The following is a 15,282-nucleotide window of genomic DNA, read 5'->3' as shown; positions in this document are numbered from 1 at the left end:
TTTTTGTCCAATCACTTGCTTGCGGGCTGAGAAAATGGTGAAAACCCCCTATGTCAAATTTGGGGAGTTTTTCCCGTTTCCCCCGACAGGATTTCATCCAGCAGCAGACCCTTTTTCTTGGCGATCTGAGCAGCCTCCTTCCGGTTTTTGACCTGCATCTTTCGGTTGATGCTCGTGATATGATTGTCAATCGTTTTCTCTTCGATATTCAGAATCGTCCGGATTTCCGAGGTTGTTTTGCCCAGGTAGACATATGTGAGGATTCGGCGCTCCTGCGGGGTCAAAAGCTTGCGAAAATGCTCCTCTTTTAACCGATGAAACGCCTTGCGAATGGCCTTGGCCGACGAGGCATGGATTCCCGCTTCGTTGGCATAGGCTTCCCGAATGGCCTGCGGGATCGTGTTGTAATCGGTCGATTTGACGATGTAGTTTACCGCCCCGTACAAGTAGGCATCCCAAATCACCTTCTCGTCCTCCAGGGAAGACAGCATGATGATTTTGACGTCTTTTTTTATGTCCAAAAGCTCATTGATCGCTTGCACGCCATCCCGCTCCTGCTGAAACATGACGTCGAGCAGGATGACATCCACTTCCAGGTGCTTGACGAGCTCCAGGCCCGTCTCCAAAGAGGGAATTGCAGCTACCAGAATCAGATCGCTTGTTTTTTGAAAAATCCATTTGATCCCTTCAATCCAGTCTGGATCGTCTTCAATCAGCATTACGCGGATGCTCACTCCACTTCACCTCTCCTGTCGGTAAAAAAGTGCAAGGAGACGGTTGTTCCCATCCCTTCGACACTTTCGATTCGCAAAGCTCCCCCATGCTTGGACATAACCCGTTCGCAGTAATACAAACCTAGCCCGAAATTGGCTTCCTTTCGTTTGGTCGTAAAGTACATTTGCGTAAGATGCGGCAAATGCTCCTTGGCGACCCCATACCCGGTGTCTCTGATCGCGACGGTCACTTTGCCGTCCTCTTCTCTCACCTCCAGATCCAGTCTCCCTCCCGTCCCCGCCATCGCTTCGCAAGCGTTTTGCAGCACATTCTGCAGCACTTCCTCCATGTGAATCGCATCGTACTCAACCCACACCGGGTGATCGTACGCTTTGCGGACCACGATGGACTCCAGCTTCTTTTCCAGCGACAACAGGACGCAATCAATCGTTTCGCAAATGTTTCCCTTCTGCTTCTTGAGCTCAATATCGGACGTCAGGTGGTTGACCCGCTGCATCATCGCGAACAAATGGTTGTTCTTCCTGATGATGACGCTGGCGTCCTGGATAATGGCAGCGAGCTGCTTCTGCTCTGCGTACTCTTTGATCTTTTCCGAAAAGAGCGTGATGACGCCCAAATCGTTTTTCACCGCGTGGCGCAAAGAGGAAGTGCCTGCCTGGACCGCTTCCTTCAACAGCGTCAATTCCCTGGTCGCTTTTACAATCGTAAGCTGCGCCTCGATCCGGACGAACAATTCCTCTCGGGTCACTGGCTTGGTGAGGTAATCATTGGCTCCCGAGCGGAAGCCTTCGATCACATCATTCACCCCGCTTTTCGCCGTCAGCAGGATGATCGGCAGTTCGACGGCCGAAAATGTTTCCCTGATCGAGCGGCATATGGCAAAACCGTTGCGATCCGGGAGCATCACGTCCAGCAAGACCACATGAAACGGAAGGCTTGTGATTTTTTCCAGCGCGTCTTTTCCGTTTTGGACAACCGTCACCTTCCAGCCTTTCAGCGAAAAGTGGTTGCAAATGACCTGAACGTTGACCGGATCATCCTCCACCAGCAAAATATGGACGCTTTTTTCGTAAATGTTCTCGCTCACCTGGTCCTCTTGCTGTTCGGAACCGCTTTCATCCACAGCCACGGCCAGTTCCTCGACCCCGTTGGAGACATCTGCTTCCATGGCGGCGCTGTGCAGCGTAAAGGAAAAAAGGGAGCCTGTTCCTGGCTGCGACTCTGCCGTGATCGTACCGCCATGCAGTTCAACCAAATATTTGGTTGATATACAAGCCAAGTCCGGTTCCTGCGATTCCCTCCTGCTCCGGCGAAGCGGCCTGCTCATACGGTTGAAAAATCGCATCGATCCGCTCCGGCGGCACTCCTTTTCCCGTATCCTTTACAGAAATTCTGACCTCCTGCCCCGTACGTCGCGCGGAAATCTCGACGTATCCTTTTGCCGTAAACTTGATGGCATTGCCCAAGAGGTTGTACAAAATTTGCTCGATCCTGGCCTCATCTCCTGTGACCCACAGCGGCTCGCGAATCCGGTTGCGGATCTCCACTTTTTTGTCTACGAGAGACTGGCATACAGCGACCACTTCCTCCACCAGGCGGGAAACGTCCACCGCCTTTGCATGCAGCTCAATTTTCCGGTTTTTCACTTTGGAGTAATCCAGCAAATCGTTGATCCGGTTGCTTAAACGCTTGGCCACCGCCAGAATCATCAGCAGGTTTTTTCTCGTCGTCCCCGAAACCGGGCCCCCGATTCCGTCCAGAATGGATTCACTGATCCCGATAATCCCGTTCAACGGAGTGCGCAGCTCATGGGACGTCCGCGCCAAAAATTCATCTTTCAGTTGATTGATACACAGCAACGCCTCATTTCTTTTTTGCAATTCATCTGACTTCTTTTTCAATTGGTTAAAATAAAAGACAGACACCATTTCGTTAAAGGCAGATGCCAGCTGGCCGATTTCATCGTGGCGCTCGTAGTCCAGTCTTGTGCGCAAATCTCCATCTTTCACCCGGTGGATTTTTTGAATGAGCTGTTGCAAAGGCGCAAGCAGATACCTGGTCATAAGATAGACCAACAGCAATCCAGCTATGGTGGAAATGATCGTGATGATGATGATTTTCCGTCTGTGTTCGATCATAAGCTGATGAATCTCGGTGCCGTCGACATCGACTCCCAGGACCCCGATAAAATGATTCTGCGAATCAAACAGGGGGGCAAAGGTAGAGACAGCCGCCCCCCACTTGTCGCTGTAGGTTAAGTCGCTCACCTTGATCGTTTTTTCCGCAAAAGCTTCCACCAGGTCCTGATAGTGATTCGTCTCAATCTCTGTCGGCAAGGACAAGCCCTTGCCCCGATAATCCAATGGAAATCCGTCGATGACATACATGTACTGCCCAGGGCGATATTCGACCATCGTAAACAAGTATTTGATCCCGTGCTGATTTTTCAGTTGCCAGAGCTGCTGCCGCAGTTCTTTATATTCGGGCATCGCTAAAACCGTGGATTTGTCTAGCTGCCTGGCCTTTGCCTCCATCGTCTTTTCCGCCACTTTCTTGAATTTTTCCACATCAAGATTATGGACGATGGACAAGGCCATGTGCCTCGTTTGCATCCCGAAGGAATCCTGCACCAGCTTGCAGGACGAGGTGTACAGGAAGTAGAACAAAAGAGAGTTGGACAAAAGCATGACTGAAGAGAACAGCAACAGCATCTTGACTTGGAATCTCATAAAATGGTCACTCTCCCTTATTCTTCCTAGACTATGATATATCAATTTACGGCATATCACTAGCGTTGTATGTCTCGCATGGTCTTCCAATCCCTTCGTTGACATCGTTTTCACGAGATAATAGAATACATTTAATGACAAGTTAACGATGATGGAGACGCGGAGACTCATACTTTGTGGCACTTTCGTTTTTGAAAGCGCCATCGAAGTATGGGTTTTTTTGCGTATGTCGCCATCTTTGTCAGACATTACTTATGGGGAGGAATACGATGCTCAGCTTGTTCAGGCCTGCACCGCCCATTGACAGATTGCCTGCTGAACAAATTGATTCGGAGTATAAAAAGCTCAGGCTTCAAGTGTTTCTCGGCATCTTCATTGGTTATGCAGCGTACTATCTCATCCGCAAAAACTTCTCGCTCGCCATGCCGTATTTGACCGCTGAAGGATTTACAAAGGCAGAGCTTGGTTTTGCGTTATCCGCCATTTCGATTTCCTACGGGATCAGCAAGTTTGTCATGGCTGTTTTTTCAGACCGCAGCAACCCGCGCATGTTCCTGCCAGCCGGTTTGATTCTTTCTGCCCTTATCAGTTTGCTGATGGGCGTTGTCCCTTTCTTCACTTCGTCCGTCACGATCATGTTTGTGATGCTGTTTTTGAACGGCTGGTTCCAGGGAATGGGCTGGCCGCCATCCGGGCGCGTCCTCGTCCACTGGTTTAGCGTAAGTGAAAGAGGAAGCAAAACAGCGCTCTGGAACGTAGCCCATAACGTCGGCGGAGGCTTGATGGCCCCTCTCGCTGTTGCAGGTGCAGCGATCTTTGCCGGGCTTTCCGGGAATTCCGCTTCCGGGTATGAAGGCGTCTTTATCCTGCCTGCTGTCGTTGCAATTGTCCTGGCATTCCTTACGTTTTTCCTGATTCGCGACACACCGCAGTCAGTCGGCCTGCCGCCGATTGAAGAATATCGCAATGACTACCCGACCAAGACGAAGAAAACGTTTGAAACGGAATTGTCCACAAAAGAAATTCTTTTCAACTACGTGTTGAACAACAAATGGGTCTGGGCCATCGCGATTGCCAACATCTTCGTCTACTTCGTCCGTTACGGCGTTCTGGACTGGGCGCCAACCTATTTAAGCGAGGAAAAAGCCTTTGACATGAACAAGTCGAGCGTTGCCTACTTCCTCTACGAATGGGCAGGCATTCCGGGCACGCTTCTGTGCGGCTGGCTGTCCGACAAATTGTTCAAGGGCCGGCGTGGACCCGCAGGGTTTGTCTTTATGCTCGGCGTATTGATCGCGGTTCTGGTCTACTGGTTCAACCCGGCGGGCAATTCCGTCGTCGATATGATTTGCCTGATCGCAATCGGCTTCCTGATTTACGGTCCCGTCATGCTGATCGGTTTGCAGGCTCTTGATTTTGTTCCGAAAAAAGCTGCCGGAACCGCTGCAGGGCTGACCGGCCTGTTTGGTTATCTGGGCGGTACTGTCACAGCGAATGCACTGATGGGGGTTATCGTTGACGCCGCCGGCTGGGATGCAGGGTTTATGCTGCTGACAGCATCATGCGTAGCGGCTGCTCTTGTTTTTGCCCTGACGTGGAATGTGCGGGGGCAGGAAGTTGTGAAGAATCATTAAAAAAGAAGGGGCTGTCCGGAAAGTCAGTTGTCATTGACTTTCTGGGCAGCCTTCTTTTTGGGGATCTGCTTCGGCGCTGGAGATGCTAGAGAGTCAAACAACCTGTGCGGAGGGGAAATGCAAGGGTGGAGATTCGCACTGAACAGTTCCCATTTATGGTTGGTTATTTGATTTTCCAAAACTTGAGAGAAGGGAGTATCCAAAAACTATACCGCAAATTGCCGAAAACTTTGTTCCAGCGGCGAAAATCGAAAGGGAAGGCAAATAGCTCCCCACGGGTGAAAAGTAGATAAGGAAAAAGAGAGCCCCCATTAGTGTTGGTACCCCAATGGCTATAAACCTTATCCAATCAAAGTTCCAAGTTCCCTCTCGTTTCGTTAATCGAACAAATTTGGGAAGTGCAAACAGTAAACCGATCAGAATTGGGTAAAGGGAACTGTATAAGTTTGATGGAAAAGAATTGTATGTTTCCCTAGTTCGTTCCACCAATGTGAGCTCATATAGCATTAGAAGATCCACTATGAAATAAACGATAATCATATAGCTTAAATAGCCAATAAAACGAGTAGATTTTCGGATCGGAATCGCCTCCTCTGGCTACATAAGATGAAAACACTATCGCTTCGGGTAATTTTCTGGATAGCCCCTTTTTTGAAAATGCCCTGAAAGCCAGGGGAATTGACCATATCCCTTCCCCTGTATTCCCCCAAAAGCCGCGACACTCCCTCATCCCTGGACAAATCTTGCTACATCAGGACACAGCTATATCAGATTCAATCAGGAAGTCAATGACCCGCCTGTCTCGATCCATGTCTTCATACCGGAAAGAACAATCGGCAACCCCTCTTCCAATACCCGGGATGTATGCGGTGCTTCCTCGAACTCGTCGTGCACAACAGTCACTAACGTCACCCCGGGGAACTCGGCATGCGGCGCGATTTCCCACGTCAATCGTGAAGGCTTCTCCTCCGCAGTCTCGGCTTGTATAAGCAGTTGCCATGTCATCACCAGCCGACTAGGCGGCTCCACGACAAGAAACTCCCCTTTTGCCTGCACCTGCCCTTGCGGATTCCATATCTCATACGGACTGCCTGCCTTGAGTTCGCCGCGAATGGCCCCGTTATACCAATATTTCGGGGTCAGCTCGGGATTGGTCAGCGCGTTCCAAACCTGTTCAGGACTTGTTTTGATCGCAATGCGGTTGATATGCCTTGGTTTTTGCTCCATCACTGGTTCACCCTCCAACTCTTTTTTTAGCAAGCTTAATCCCGACACCCACGGTTCGGCGTACTTGCTTACCCACCGATCGTAAATTTGGCGAATGGATACTGGGTTCAGGTAGTGGTACTTTTCCCGACCTACCTTCCGGGTAGTAAGCAGGCCCGCTTCTTCCAGAATACGCAGATGCTTCATAACGCCGAAGCGGGACATCTGCAGATGAGTGCAGAGATCGTTTAACGTTCGGCCATCCTTTTCATACAACAAATCCAGCAGTGTTCGCCTGCTTGGATCGGCCAGTGCTTTAAATATATCGTCCATATGGATATGCCTCCATGACGTCAACGAAGTAAGAAATAGGCAATAAGGTCTCGATAACTATTGACATGTTACCATATAGTAACATATATTAAAAGTGACCATTTAGTCACATATACAAAAGCACTTGATGTTCCGCCGGCGGCCATCACGTTGCAACGGAGGTGATTTGGCAACTGAAACTTGCTTATTTCGCTGCCATCCTTAATGCGGCAGTGATCGGCGTGACTTTTCTGCTTGTCAAACTGACGTTGACATTTGCAAATCCGCTCGATACTCTGACCTACCGTTTTGCCGTCGCTTTTGCCATCTTGCTTGTTGCTGCATTGGCTGGATTCGTCAAACCGGGCTGTCGCGGAAAACCGCTGTTGTCCTTGCTGCTGCTGGCTTCGCTGTACCCAATCGCTTACTTTGTTTTGCAAACGTTTGGGCTCCAGCATGCCACTTCTGCAGAAGGCGGCATCATCAGCGCCATGACGCCAGCGGTCACGATGATATTCGCTTCCATCTTTTTAAAAGAAAAGACCACCTTGATGCAGAAGCTGTCTCTCCTTCTGTCTGCGTGCGGCATTGTGTTCATTTACGCCATGAATGGCACAAGCGACTGGGCGCATACCACCGGAACCGTCTTGCTCGTTCTCGCTTGCATCACATTAGCCGGGTACAACGTGCTGGCCCGATTAGTAACCAGACATTTCCGTGCAATGGAAATCAGTTTCTTTATGGTGGGGGTCGCCTTCTTCTCATTTTTGGCTGCATCACTTGGCACCCATGCGGCGGCAGGGACGATTGATGCTTTTGTCGCTCCGCTTGCCAGCAGTGTCTTTATCGCCTTGATTGGCTGTCTTGGCGTGGTTCAAGTGGCAACTACCTTTATGGCGAACTTTATTTTATCCCGGATGGAAGCCGCCAAGATGAGCGTATTCTCCCACTTGTCGACGATTATCGCCATCGGAGCGGGAGCCTTGCTCTTGCAGGAAGCCGTTACATGGAGTCATCTATGCGGCGCTGCCATGATTATCTTCGGGGTAATTAGGGTGAATATGCCGCGGAATTTTTCTGCGACATCCCCAAAGCAACTTCAGCAAACAAAGAAAGTGAGGTCATAACGATGCATATTGCCATGATTGCCGGAAGCAACCGGCAAGAAGCTACCAGTACAAGTGTCCTTCGTTATATTGAAACCATTCTGCAAGCCCGAAACATCCAGGTCTCATTTATCGATCTGCGGGTCGTGCAGTTGCCGCTCTATTCTCCCGATTCGGAGGTTGTTCCTCCGGAAGCCGATCTTCTGATTACGGCGGTCAAACAAGCCGATGGCCTCATCCTCGCCACTCCCGAATACCACGGTTCCCTTTCCGGTTCGCTGAAAAATGCGCTGGATTATTTGGACAACAGCCACGTGGCGGGCAAGCCAGTCTTGCCCGTGAGCTCGGCAGGCGGGCCACTCGGTATCAGTTCGCTGACCCATTTGCAAGGCATCATCCGGAATCTTCACGGCATTCTATGCCCGGAATGGGTATCCATCGGAGACGGCCAACCTGTTTTTGACCGGGACGGGGTTCCTCAAAATATGGAGATCATACAGCGCATCGACCAAGCCGTCGAACAATTTATCGGGCTCGTGCGGAAGCTGGGAGACGGCAGCAAACAACCTGTGAAGGAAATGATGAAATCATGATGACCCGCTCCGAAATCAAAGCATACTTGAAAAGAATCGGCATTACAGACATACAGCCGCCAACCCTTTCCTATCTCACTCAGCTTCACAGAGCGCACGTGTCGACCATTTCCTGGCAAACGATTGACATCGTCGCCGGCAGACCGGCTCCAATCGATCTGCACGAGTGCGTCCGTCTTATGCTGAGTAACCGAAGCGGCTATTGCTTTCACTTGAACGGCGCGTTCAGCGTGCTGCTGCGTTCGCTTGGCTTCCGTGTTTTCTGGCATAGAGCCGGCGTCCAGCCACTGGGGCAGGAACCTCGGATCAATTCCTTTCACCTTGGGTTAACCGTCAGCTTGACGAATGAACAGCAACAAGAACAACGATACATCGTCGATGTGGGGTTGGGCGATATGCCCTATGATCCGATCCCGCTAAAGATCGGCAGTTACGAACAAGGGCCGTTGCGCTATCAGGTCGAAAACTCCGGCGTCGTTCAAGGCGGTTGGCGGCTTGTTCACGATCCGCATGCATCGTTTGTCGGTGTAGACTTTGCTCCTGATGACTTGGAGGACCTGGAAGAGTTCCAACCGAAACACGAATTTTACAGCTTGTCACCGGAGTCGCCCTGGATTCAGCTCTTTCTTGTACGGCATAGACACGCCACGGGCAGTAATGAATTAAGGGGTTGTATATGGAGCAAGCGGGATAGCGATGGTATCGAAAAAATGGAGCTTCGCACGAAATCACAATGGCTGGAAGTGTTGGGCGATGTGTTTCAGGAGCATCTGGTGAATTATAGCAGGCTAGAGCGCGATGAATTATGGAAGCGAGTGTGGAGCTACCATGAGGAGTGGAAGAAAGCGAAGTTGAAATGACAAGGGGCCCACACCAGTTTGTAAGGCTGGGGGGCCTCTGCCTATGAACATCATATAACCCTCATGTGTTTTTCTCGTTCAGGAGAGCTCCAGAATAGTCCATATGGACGGTTTGCCAGTCATCTTCTCCTTCCATTCGAATCGCAAAGCCATTTCTTTGCCAAAAAGAAACAGCCCCAGGCAAAAAGCGATGCGTATGCAAATAAGCTGTCTGATAACCGGACTGCGCAATAAATTGCAGCGCCTTACCAACAAGCCGGGATCCAAGCCCCCCTCTCCTGTAACGGGGGTCTACATAGCACTTTACGATTTCAGCCGTCGTTGAAACGTCATAGCGTCCTTTTATTTCGGCGATTCTGTCATCATAGGGAACAACGCCAATTGATCCGATGATGCCCGCCTCCTCCACAGTCGCGATCAACAACGCAGAACCAGGCTGCATGTAGGATTGTGAAAAGTTTCCCAAATCGGCTGGCAACACATCATGGTCAATCATGGGAAAAACCTCTCTTCGTATTTTCATCATAAACGCAACACTGGCAACAATATCCGAATCTGAAGCCTTGACAATAGTTGCCGATTGTTGTGGTGTCAAAGCCGTTTCCTCCTTTTCGGTGAACTCTGTTCTTGCATCACACTGCCCGATTCGAGGTCGAGCGTTTGAAACAATAATCGCGAATAAGGATGCCGGAGTTGTCGCTCATCCCCCTGCGTGATCGTATCAACGATTTCCCCTTGGTACATGACCGCAATACGGTCGCATAATTGTATGGCTGATGGCAAATCATGCGTGATGAATAAATAGGAGATCTGCTCATCCTTTTGAATACGCTTCAACATCTCCATCATAGAAGCTTGCGATGGTTGATCCAAACTAGCGACGGATTCGTCAAAGATGATGATTTCCGGTTTGACAGCCAAGGCTTTGGCGATACAAACTCGCTGCTTTTGACCGCCACTTAATTGGTGCGGGTATCTGGATAAAAAGGAATCATCAAGTTCAACCAACTCCAGCAGTTTGACACATCGCTTTTTCGGCTCGGTTTCTTCCGGAAAATAATTGCGAATGGGTTCTTCCAGCAGCTCGCCGACAGACATTTTCGGATATAGGGAGGAAGCAGAATCTTGTAGCACCAATTGCATCTGCTTAAATATCTGACGCGGTTTTACTCGTTTCCCGTTGATGACCTGGCCGTGTAACAAAATTTGACCAGAGGTTACGGGTTCAAGATTCATGATGAGCTTGGCTAGCGTACTTTTACCGCTGCCACTCTCCCCTACCAAGCCTACACTCTCCCCTTTTTTTACGGTTAGATAAACTTCTCTAACGGCTTGCAGAGTCGTTCGGCGCCGAAACCACCCTTTGCTTCCCGTTCTTACGGGATATTCCTTCGTGACACGTCGCAGTTCAAGTAGCTGCATATAGCGATGTCCCCTCATTCCAACTGGATAATGCGATTCGCAAACTTCTTCACACTCTGCTGATCGTGTGAAATCAGTAACACGGTCAATCCAAAATCATGCTGCAGCTTCTTGAGCAAGACTAACACCCGCTCTCGATTCATCACATCTAAAGAGGTCGTCGGCTCGTCAGCAATGAGTATCTTTGGCTGCAAGCTTACCATCATCGCCAGTAAAACCCGCTGTCGCATCCCGCCACTTAATTCGAATGGATACGAAGATAAAACCGTCTCCGGATCGTGAAAGCCAAATTGCTGCAACAGAGTATGCAAGTACCCGTTCATGTCTTTTCTGCTCATGCTATCTTTTCGCAGCAAAAGCGTCTCCATCATCTGCTTTTTGACTTTCCGGATGGGATTTAACCCATTCAAGGATTGCTGGATCATCAAAGCGATCTCTTCACGCCGAAGCTTTTGCCAGAAACTGGTATCATAATCGAGAATATTTTTACCCTGATAAAAAATCTTGCCCTGCGTTACTCTCCATCCAGGTTCCAATAACCCTACAATGGCATGTGCCGTCAAACTTTTCCCACACCCACTCGGCCCAGTAAGGGCGACCATCTCCCCCTGAAACAATTGAAAAGACACGTCTTGCACAATCGGCTTCCACTTTCCATCCTGGTGACAGGAGACTTCCAGCTCTTCAACGCGTAGCAAAGGCTTTGAGGATTTCGTCACTTCACACCTCCCTGGAAATCGGTTGACCCGCTTTTCGAATCCGTTCACTGATTACTTGACAGCCCAATACAAATAAAGAGATAGCCATACCTGGAAATATCATCACGTGAGGTGCCACCTGAAAATAGGCAGTAGCATCATGCATCATGACTCCCCATTCAGGTGTCGGCGGCTGAGAACCCAATCCGAGAAAAGAAAGACCTGCAATCAACAGAACAATTCTGCCCAGATCCAATGAGCAAAAAACTGCGACAGGGGAAGCAATTTGCGGGAGGATGTACCTTTGCATAATCCGTAGACTCGTATTCCCGGACATCCGGGCAGACAGGATATACTCTTCCTGGCAAACTTTCAGCACAAGACTCCGTATCAGCCGAACATAAGTAGCCCATCGAACAATGATAATGGCCAGGATCAAATGAAAAAGTCCTGGTCCCAAAACACCAACAATCGCAATCGTCAAAACAATATCGGGAATAACCAACGTGCCATCTATCCATCGCATGAAAAATTGGTCAGTACGCCCCCGCAAGTAACCGGTTAATAGCCCAATCGGCACACTTATCAGCAGTGTAACGAGCATGATGACAAACGCAGAAGTCACACTGGTTCTGATTCCGTAGATGATCCGGGAAAACAAGCAGCGTCCCAAGTGATCTGTACCGAACGGGTAGGCCCAGGTCGGTGGCGATAATCTGTTGGAAAGATCAATGGCGAAAGGGTCGTGAGGAGTGATCCACGGGGCAAATACGCCAATGAAAATAAACAGCAACAGCAATCCTGCTCCTGTTAACAAGCTGTTATCGAAGGTAGAAACGTTCTTTTGCAAGATACAGGCCCTCCTCTATCGAACCCGTAGCCGTGGATCTACAAGTACCGAAATCAAATCGACGATAAAATGGATAGTCACAAACAAGAAAGAAGCGAACACCACATAGCCTTGAATAACGGGGTAATCCCTGTTTTGAATGGCTTTCATGATGTATTTCCCTAAACCTGGCCAAGAAAAGATCGACTCCACGATCATACTTCCTCCAAGCATAAACGCAAAGCTTGTCCCCATCATCGCCACAATAGGCAAAGCGGCATGCCGCAGCAGTTGGAACAGAATAATGCGGCTGTTGGATAGTCCCCTTGCCTTCGACGCTTTCACAAAATGATGATTCATCATCTCCAGCATATCGGATCTCAACAAGCGGGCATACACTGTGCCCATTCCCACCCCTAATGTCAAAGCCGGTAAAACAAGATGCTTCCATGTGCCGTATCCCATCGAGGGTAGCCACCCATACCGCACCGAAAACAAATAAATGAGCAAAAATCCCAGCCAGTAGGAGGGAATGGCAGATCCCAGAAGAGCAAGGGTTCTGCCAAATCGATCTAACCATCCCGAAGAATAGACAGCAGTCGAGATTCCCAAAATCAAAGTCACTGACAGCATTACCAGCAACCCTGCCGTTGCCAATTCGATGGTTGCAGGTAATCGTTTGAGAAGCTCTTCAAGCACAGGTTCCTTAGAAACATAGGAGGTTCCCCACTGCCACGTAAATACATTTGCGATCCACTGCACATATTGATTCCCCAGCGACTCCGTTAAACCCAACTCTTGGCGCAATGACATCAACGCTTCTTCAGAGACAGGGACACCATTCGCGGTCAGCAATAGATAAGCGGGATCGCCCGGAGCAATCCTCACCAGAAAAAAAGTCAGAGTAGAGACGAACACGATGAAAATAAGCATTTGGACGATATGCTTTAGACAGAAACGAATCATTTCCATTGTCACTCATTTACATCTACTTGAGCATGATTGTAATAATACTCAATTGGATGAGGAATGAAACCTTTGACGCCATCCCTGACAGCAAAAATCGTTTTTGGATGAACGATAAAGGCTTGCGGGAGATCCAGATTAATCTGCTCCTGGATTTTTAGCGCCAATTCGTTACGTTTTGCCGTATCCGTTGTTTGATTCAATTGGTCTAACATGTTGTCGAGAGAAGGAGAAGCGTAATGGGAGACGTTTGAATGACTATCCGAACGATAGAAAATGTTTAGGAAGTATTGAGGATCACCTGTGTGTGCCGTCAACATGCTGTACATGGAAAGATCCCAATCCTCATTGGCCAGGACTTCATCAATGTTTTCCACCTGACGAATTTTCGTTTGGATCCCCACTTTCAACAGTTCATTTTGAATAATTTCAGCCATGATGGATAATTCCGGGCGCTGCGGAAAGGTTAACATCTTCACTTCAAATGGCTTCCCTTGCTTTTCCCACATGCCCTGGGCATTTTTCTCCCATCCGCCTTGCTTCATCAAGTGGTCGATGGATTGTGTTTCCTTGACCTTGACTGTTTGTCCTTTCCCAAACGGCAGCACTTCGGCAAATGGACTTTTGGCTATGGTACCCTCGCCGCGCATGACAGAGTTGACGATTGCTTCACGTGGGATGGACATATCCACCACTTTTCGGTAAGCGAGCTCACGAAATAAGGGAGACTTCATATTAAACAGCAGCATGTGCGTCCGCAGCGACGAAGCCGTTAGCACTTCGATATGATTATTCTTTTTCAACAGTTCTACAGCATCAATGGGAATGTCCGTTGCAGCGTCAACATCCCCTGATTGGAGTGCCATTAATCTCGTATTTCCATCTGAGATGAATTTAATTGTGACCGCAGATAAATGTGCTTTTTCTCCCCAGTAATCATCAAATCTCTCCAGGCTAAGGGATTCGTCCTTGTTAAAATTTTTGATTTTGAAGGCCCCCGTAAGAGCGGGGTAGGTCGCCTTGCCCTCCATTGTTTCTGTATCGACAATCATGGTCGAAGGATCAGCCAAATGGGCGACCAAAGCTGCGTTTTGCTTTTCTGTCACGATTTTCAGTTGAGTGGGAGACACAGCTTCCAACGATTGGATTTGCAATAAATCCTTTGCCATTTGGCTGTTCTTGATCGAACGCAACAAGGAATCTTTCACACTCAGCGCGTCCATTTTTTTCCCGTTATGAAAGAGAACATTTTCTCTCAAAGTAAAAACCCATGTCGTTTCATTTTCTTGCTTCCATTCTTTCGCTAACCAGGGCTTTGGCTCCAGTTGCTCATTTAGTTGAACCAAGGTTTCCCCCGCTCCAGAGCGCATAACCTCCCAGCTATCGCTGCTGTGTGGATCCAGACTGGCCGGACTCCAAGGGAAAGCCATCGTCAAGCTTTTGTCAGAGGTCGAAACTACAGAAGCTTCCTTCTGCGTTGCCTGTTCAGCCGATGAGGCGCAGCCAACCAGTGCCAGCGTGAAAATAAAGGCAGCCATCTTGAAAAGAAAACCACGTTGCCTGATTTTTGCTTTATTCATGTGCATTCAACCCTCCATATGTCATATAACCAACCAAATCCCTTCCGCGAGGTGCTTTCCATGAAAGCATCCCTCATTTTTCAAAGTCTCCCATGTGGCAAACTTCCTTTCATACAAACGAAAAAGCCCCATCTGTGGCAGATGAGGCAACGTGTACAATGATTCAAACGATATGACTAATGGAAAAATGGCAAGTCGAATCCATTCTGTACACCTCTCCTCTCCGCGAAGGATTTTACGGTGAAGCAATCTAGGTAGGTCTCCTGGCTTGCCGGATCTTTGCGTTCTTTCGTCTTCCCCGATCACGATCGAGTGACATGCATGAAAGAAAACTCCCCGGTTACAGTGGCGGGACCGCTCGGGATTTCCACCCGATTCCCTGTTACCCCTTGTTCTCACAAGGGCACCTAGTTGCTCATATGAAATTAGTATTCAGTATAAAAAAGAAAATGGGGGAAGGCAATGTATTTTTGCTACACGCAAAAAAGGCTTGTCACAGGAAAGTGATGCTGTAGCAAGGGTGTGACGGTGTGTGTGCTACGGGTGACAAACTGTCTTACGGCCTACAATAATCGCCCCATTCCAGCTTCGTTTTCTGAATGCCATCCTGCC

General features: G+C 49.0%; 14 protein-coding genes and 1 riboswitch. Of the genes, 4 read left to right on the top strand and 10 right to left on the bottom strand.

All coding sequences use genetic code 11. The features are described from left to right. Positions 1–53: 53 nt before the first annotated feature. From AAFJ72_RS01730 to AAFJ72_RS01720, 3 genes are read right to left on the bottom strand one after another with little or no spacing between them, the layout of a single operon-like run. The gene (locus AAFJ72_RS01730) at positions 54–734 is read right to left on the bottom strand and encodes a response regulator (protein ID WP_432775822.1); all 681 of its coding nucleotides are present in this window, start codon (positions 732–734) and stop codon (positions 54–56) included. After that, positions 731–2,014 (bottom strand): ATP-binding protein, encoded by a 1,284-nt coding sequence (locus AAFJ72_RS01725; protein WP_432775821.1) that lies wholly within the window; start codon positions 2,012–2,014, stop codon positions 731–733. Before AAFJ72_RS01725 ends, AAFJ72_RS01730 begins: the two co-directional genes overlap by 4 nt. Further along, positions 1,983–3,464, bottom strand: a complete 1,482-nt coding sequence (locus AAFJ72_RS01720) for an ATP-binding protein (RefSeq protein WP_432775820.1) — start codon at positions 3,462–3,464, stop codon at positions 1,983–1,985. Before AAFJ72_RS01720 ends, AAFJ72_RS01725 begins: the two co-directional genes overlap by 32 nt. Positions 3,465–3,733: 269 nt before the next feature. Here AAFJ72_RS01720 and glpT point away from each other — a divergent pair, with 269 nt between their 5' ends. After that, a complete protein-coding gene (gene glpT, locus AAFJ72_RS01715) occupies positions 3,734–5,098 on the top strand; it encodes a glycerol-3-phosphate transporter (RefSeq protein ID WP_432775819.1) in 1,365 nt (454 codons plus the stop codon). Positions 5,099–5,875: 777 nt separating this feature from the next. Here the strand turns inward: glpT and AAFJ72_RS01710 are convergent. Further along, positions 5,876–6,637, bottom strand: coding sequence for an ArsR/SmtB family transcription factor (locus tag AAFJ72_RS01710; protein ID WP_432775817.1), 762 nt, complete (start codon positions 6,635–6,637; stop codon positions 5,876–5,878). A gap of 161 nt (positions 6,638–6,798) precedes the next feature. Between AAFJ72_RS01710 and AAFJ72_RS01705 the strand changes: the two genes are divergently transcribed. From AAFJ72_RS01705 to AAFJ72_RS01695, 3 genes are read left to right on the top strand one after another with little or no spacing between them, the layout of a single operon-like run. After that, complete coding sequence (locus tag AAFJ72_RS01705; RefSeq protein ID WP_432775816.1) at positions 6,799–7,743, top strand: DMT family transporter; 945 nt, start codon at positions 6,799–6,801, stop codon at positions 7,741–7,743. Between the two features lie 2 nt (positions 7,744–7,745). Continuing rightward, entirely contained in the window at positions 7,746–8,315 is a 570-nt protein-coding gene (locus AAFJ72_RS01700; protein ID WP_432775815.1) for an NADPH-dependent FMN reductase, read from the top strand. After that, positions 8,312–9,175, top strand: coding sequence for an arylamine N-acetyltransferase family protein (locus tag AAFJ72_RS01695; protein ID WP_432775814.1), 864 nt, complete (start codon positions 8,312–8,314; stop codon positions 9,173–9,175). The genes AAFJ72_RS01700 and AAFJ72_RS01695 overlap by 4 nt, the downstream gene beginning before the upstream one ends. Before the next feature lie 61 nt (positions 9,176–9,236). Here the strand turns inward: AAFJ72_RS01695 and AAFJ72_RS01690 are convergent, their stop codons facing one another. From AAFJ72_RS01690 to AAFJ72_RS01665, 6 genes are read right to left on the bottom strand one after another with little or no spacing between them, the layout of a single operon-like run. Beyond that, entirely contained in the window at positions 9,237–9,770 is a 534-nt protein-coding gene (locus AAFJ72_RS01690) for a GNAT family N-acetyltransferase (RefSeq protein WP_432775813.1), read from the bottom strand. After that, positions 9,767–10,597 carry an ABC transporter ATP-binding protein gene (locus AAFJ72_RS01685; protein ID WP_432775812.1) on the bottom strand — a complete coding sequence of 277 codons (831 nt, stop codon included), beginning with the start codon at positions 10,595–10,597 and terminating at the stop codon, positions 9,767–9,769. Before AAFJ72_RS01685 ends, AAFJ72_RS01690 begins: the two co-directional genes overlap by 4 nt. 14 nt (positions 10,598–10,611) lie before the next feature. After that, positions 10,612–11,316 (bottom strand): ATP-binding cassette domain-containing protein, encoded by a 705-nt coding sequence (locus AAFJ72_RS01680; protein ID WP_432775811.1) that lies wholly within the window; start codon positions 11,314–11,316, stop codon positions 10,612–10,614. A gap of 1 nt (position 11,317) precedes the next feature. Beyond that, positions 11,318–12,145: a nickel transporter permease gene (gene nikC / locus AAFJ72_RS01675; protein ID WP_432775810.1), complete on the bottom strand. Its 828-nt coding sequence runs from the start codon at positions 12,143–12,145 to the stop codon at positions 11,318–11,320. A 15-nt stretch (positions 12,146–12,160) separates the two neighbouring features. Then, a complete protein-coding gene (gene nikB / locus AAFJ72_RS01670) occupies positions 12,161–13,096 on the bottom strand; it encodes a nickel ABC transporter permease (protein ID WP_432775809.1) in 936 nt (311 codons plus the stop codon). Positions 13,097–13,098: 2 nt separating this feature from the next. Then, the gene (locus AAFJ72_RS01665; protein WP_432775808.1) at positions 13,099–14,670 is read right to left on the bottom strand and encodes an ABC transporter substrate-binding protein; all 1,572 of its coding nucleotides are present in this window, start codon (positions 14,668–14,670) and stop codon (positions 13,099–13,101) included. Positions 14,671–14,906: 236 nt separating this feature from the next. Further along, positions 14,907–15,095: riboswitch (cobalamin riboswitch) on the bottom strand. Positions 15,096–15,282: the final 187 nt, after the last annotated feature.

It is taken from the genome of Brevibacillus gelatini (genome assembly GCF_050920745.1).
GTDB lineage: Bacteria > Bacillota > Bacilli > Brevibacillales > Brevibacillaceae > Brevibacillus > Brevibacillus gelatini.
The sequence above is the reverse complement of the archived record's forward strand: the minus strand, read 5'-3'. Positions and strand labels throughout refer to the sequence as shown.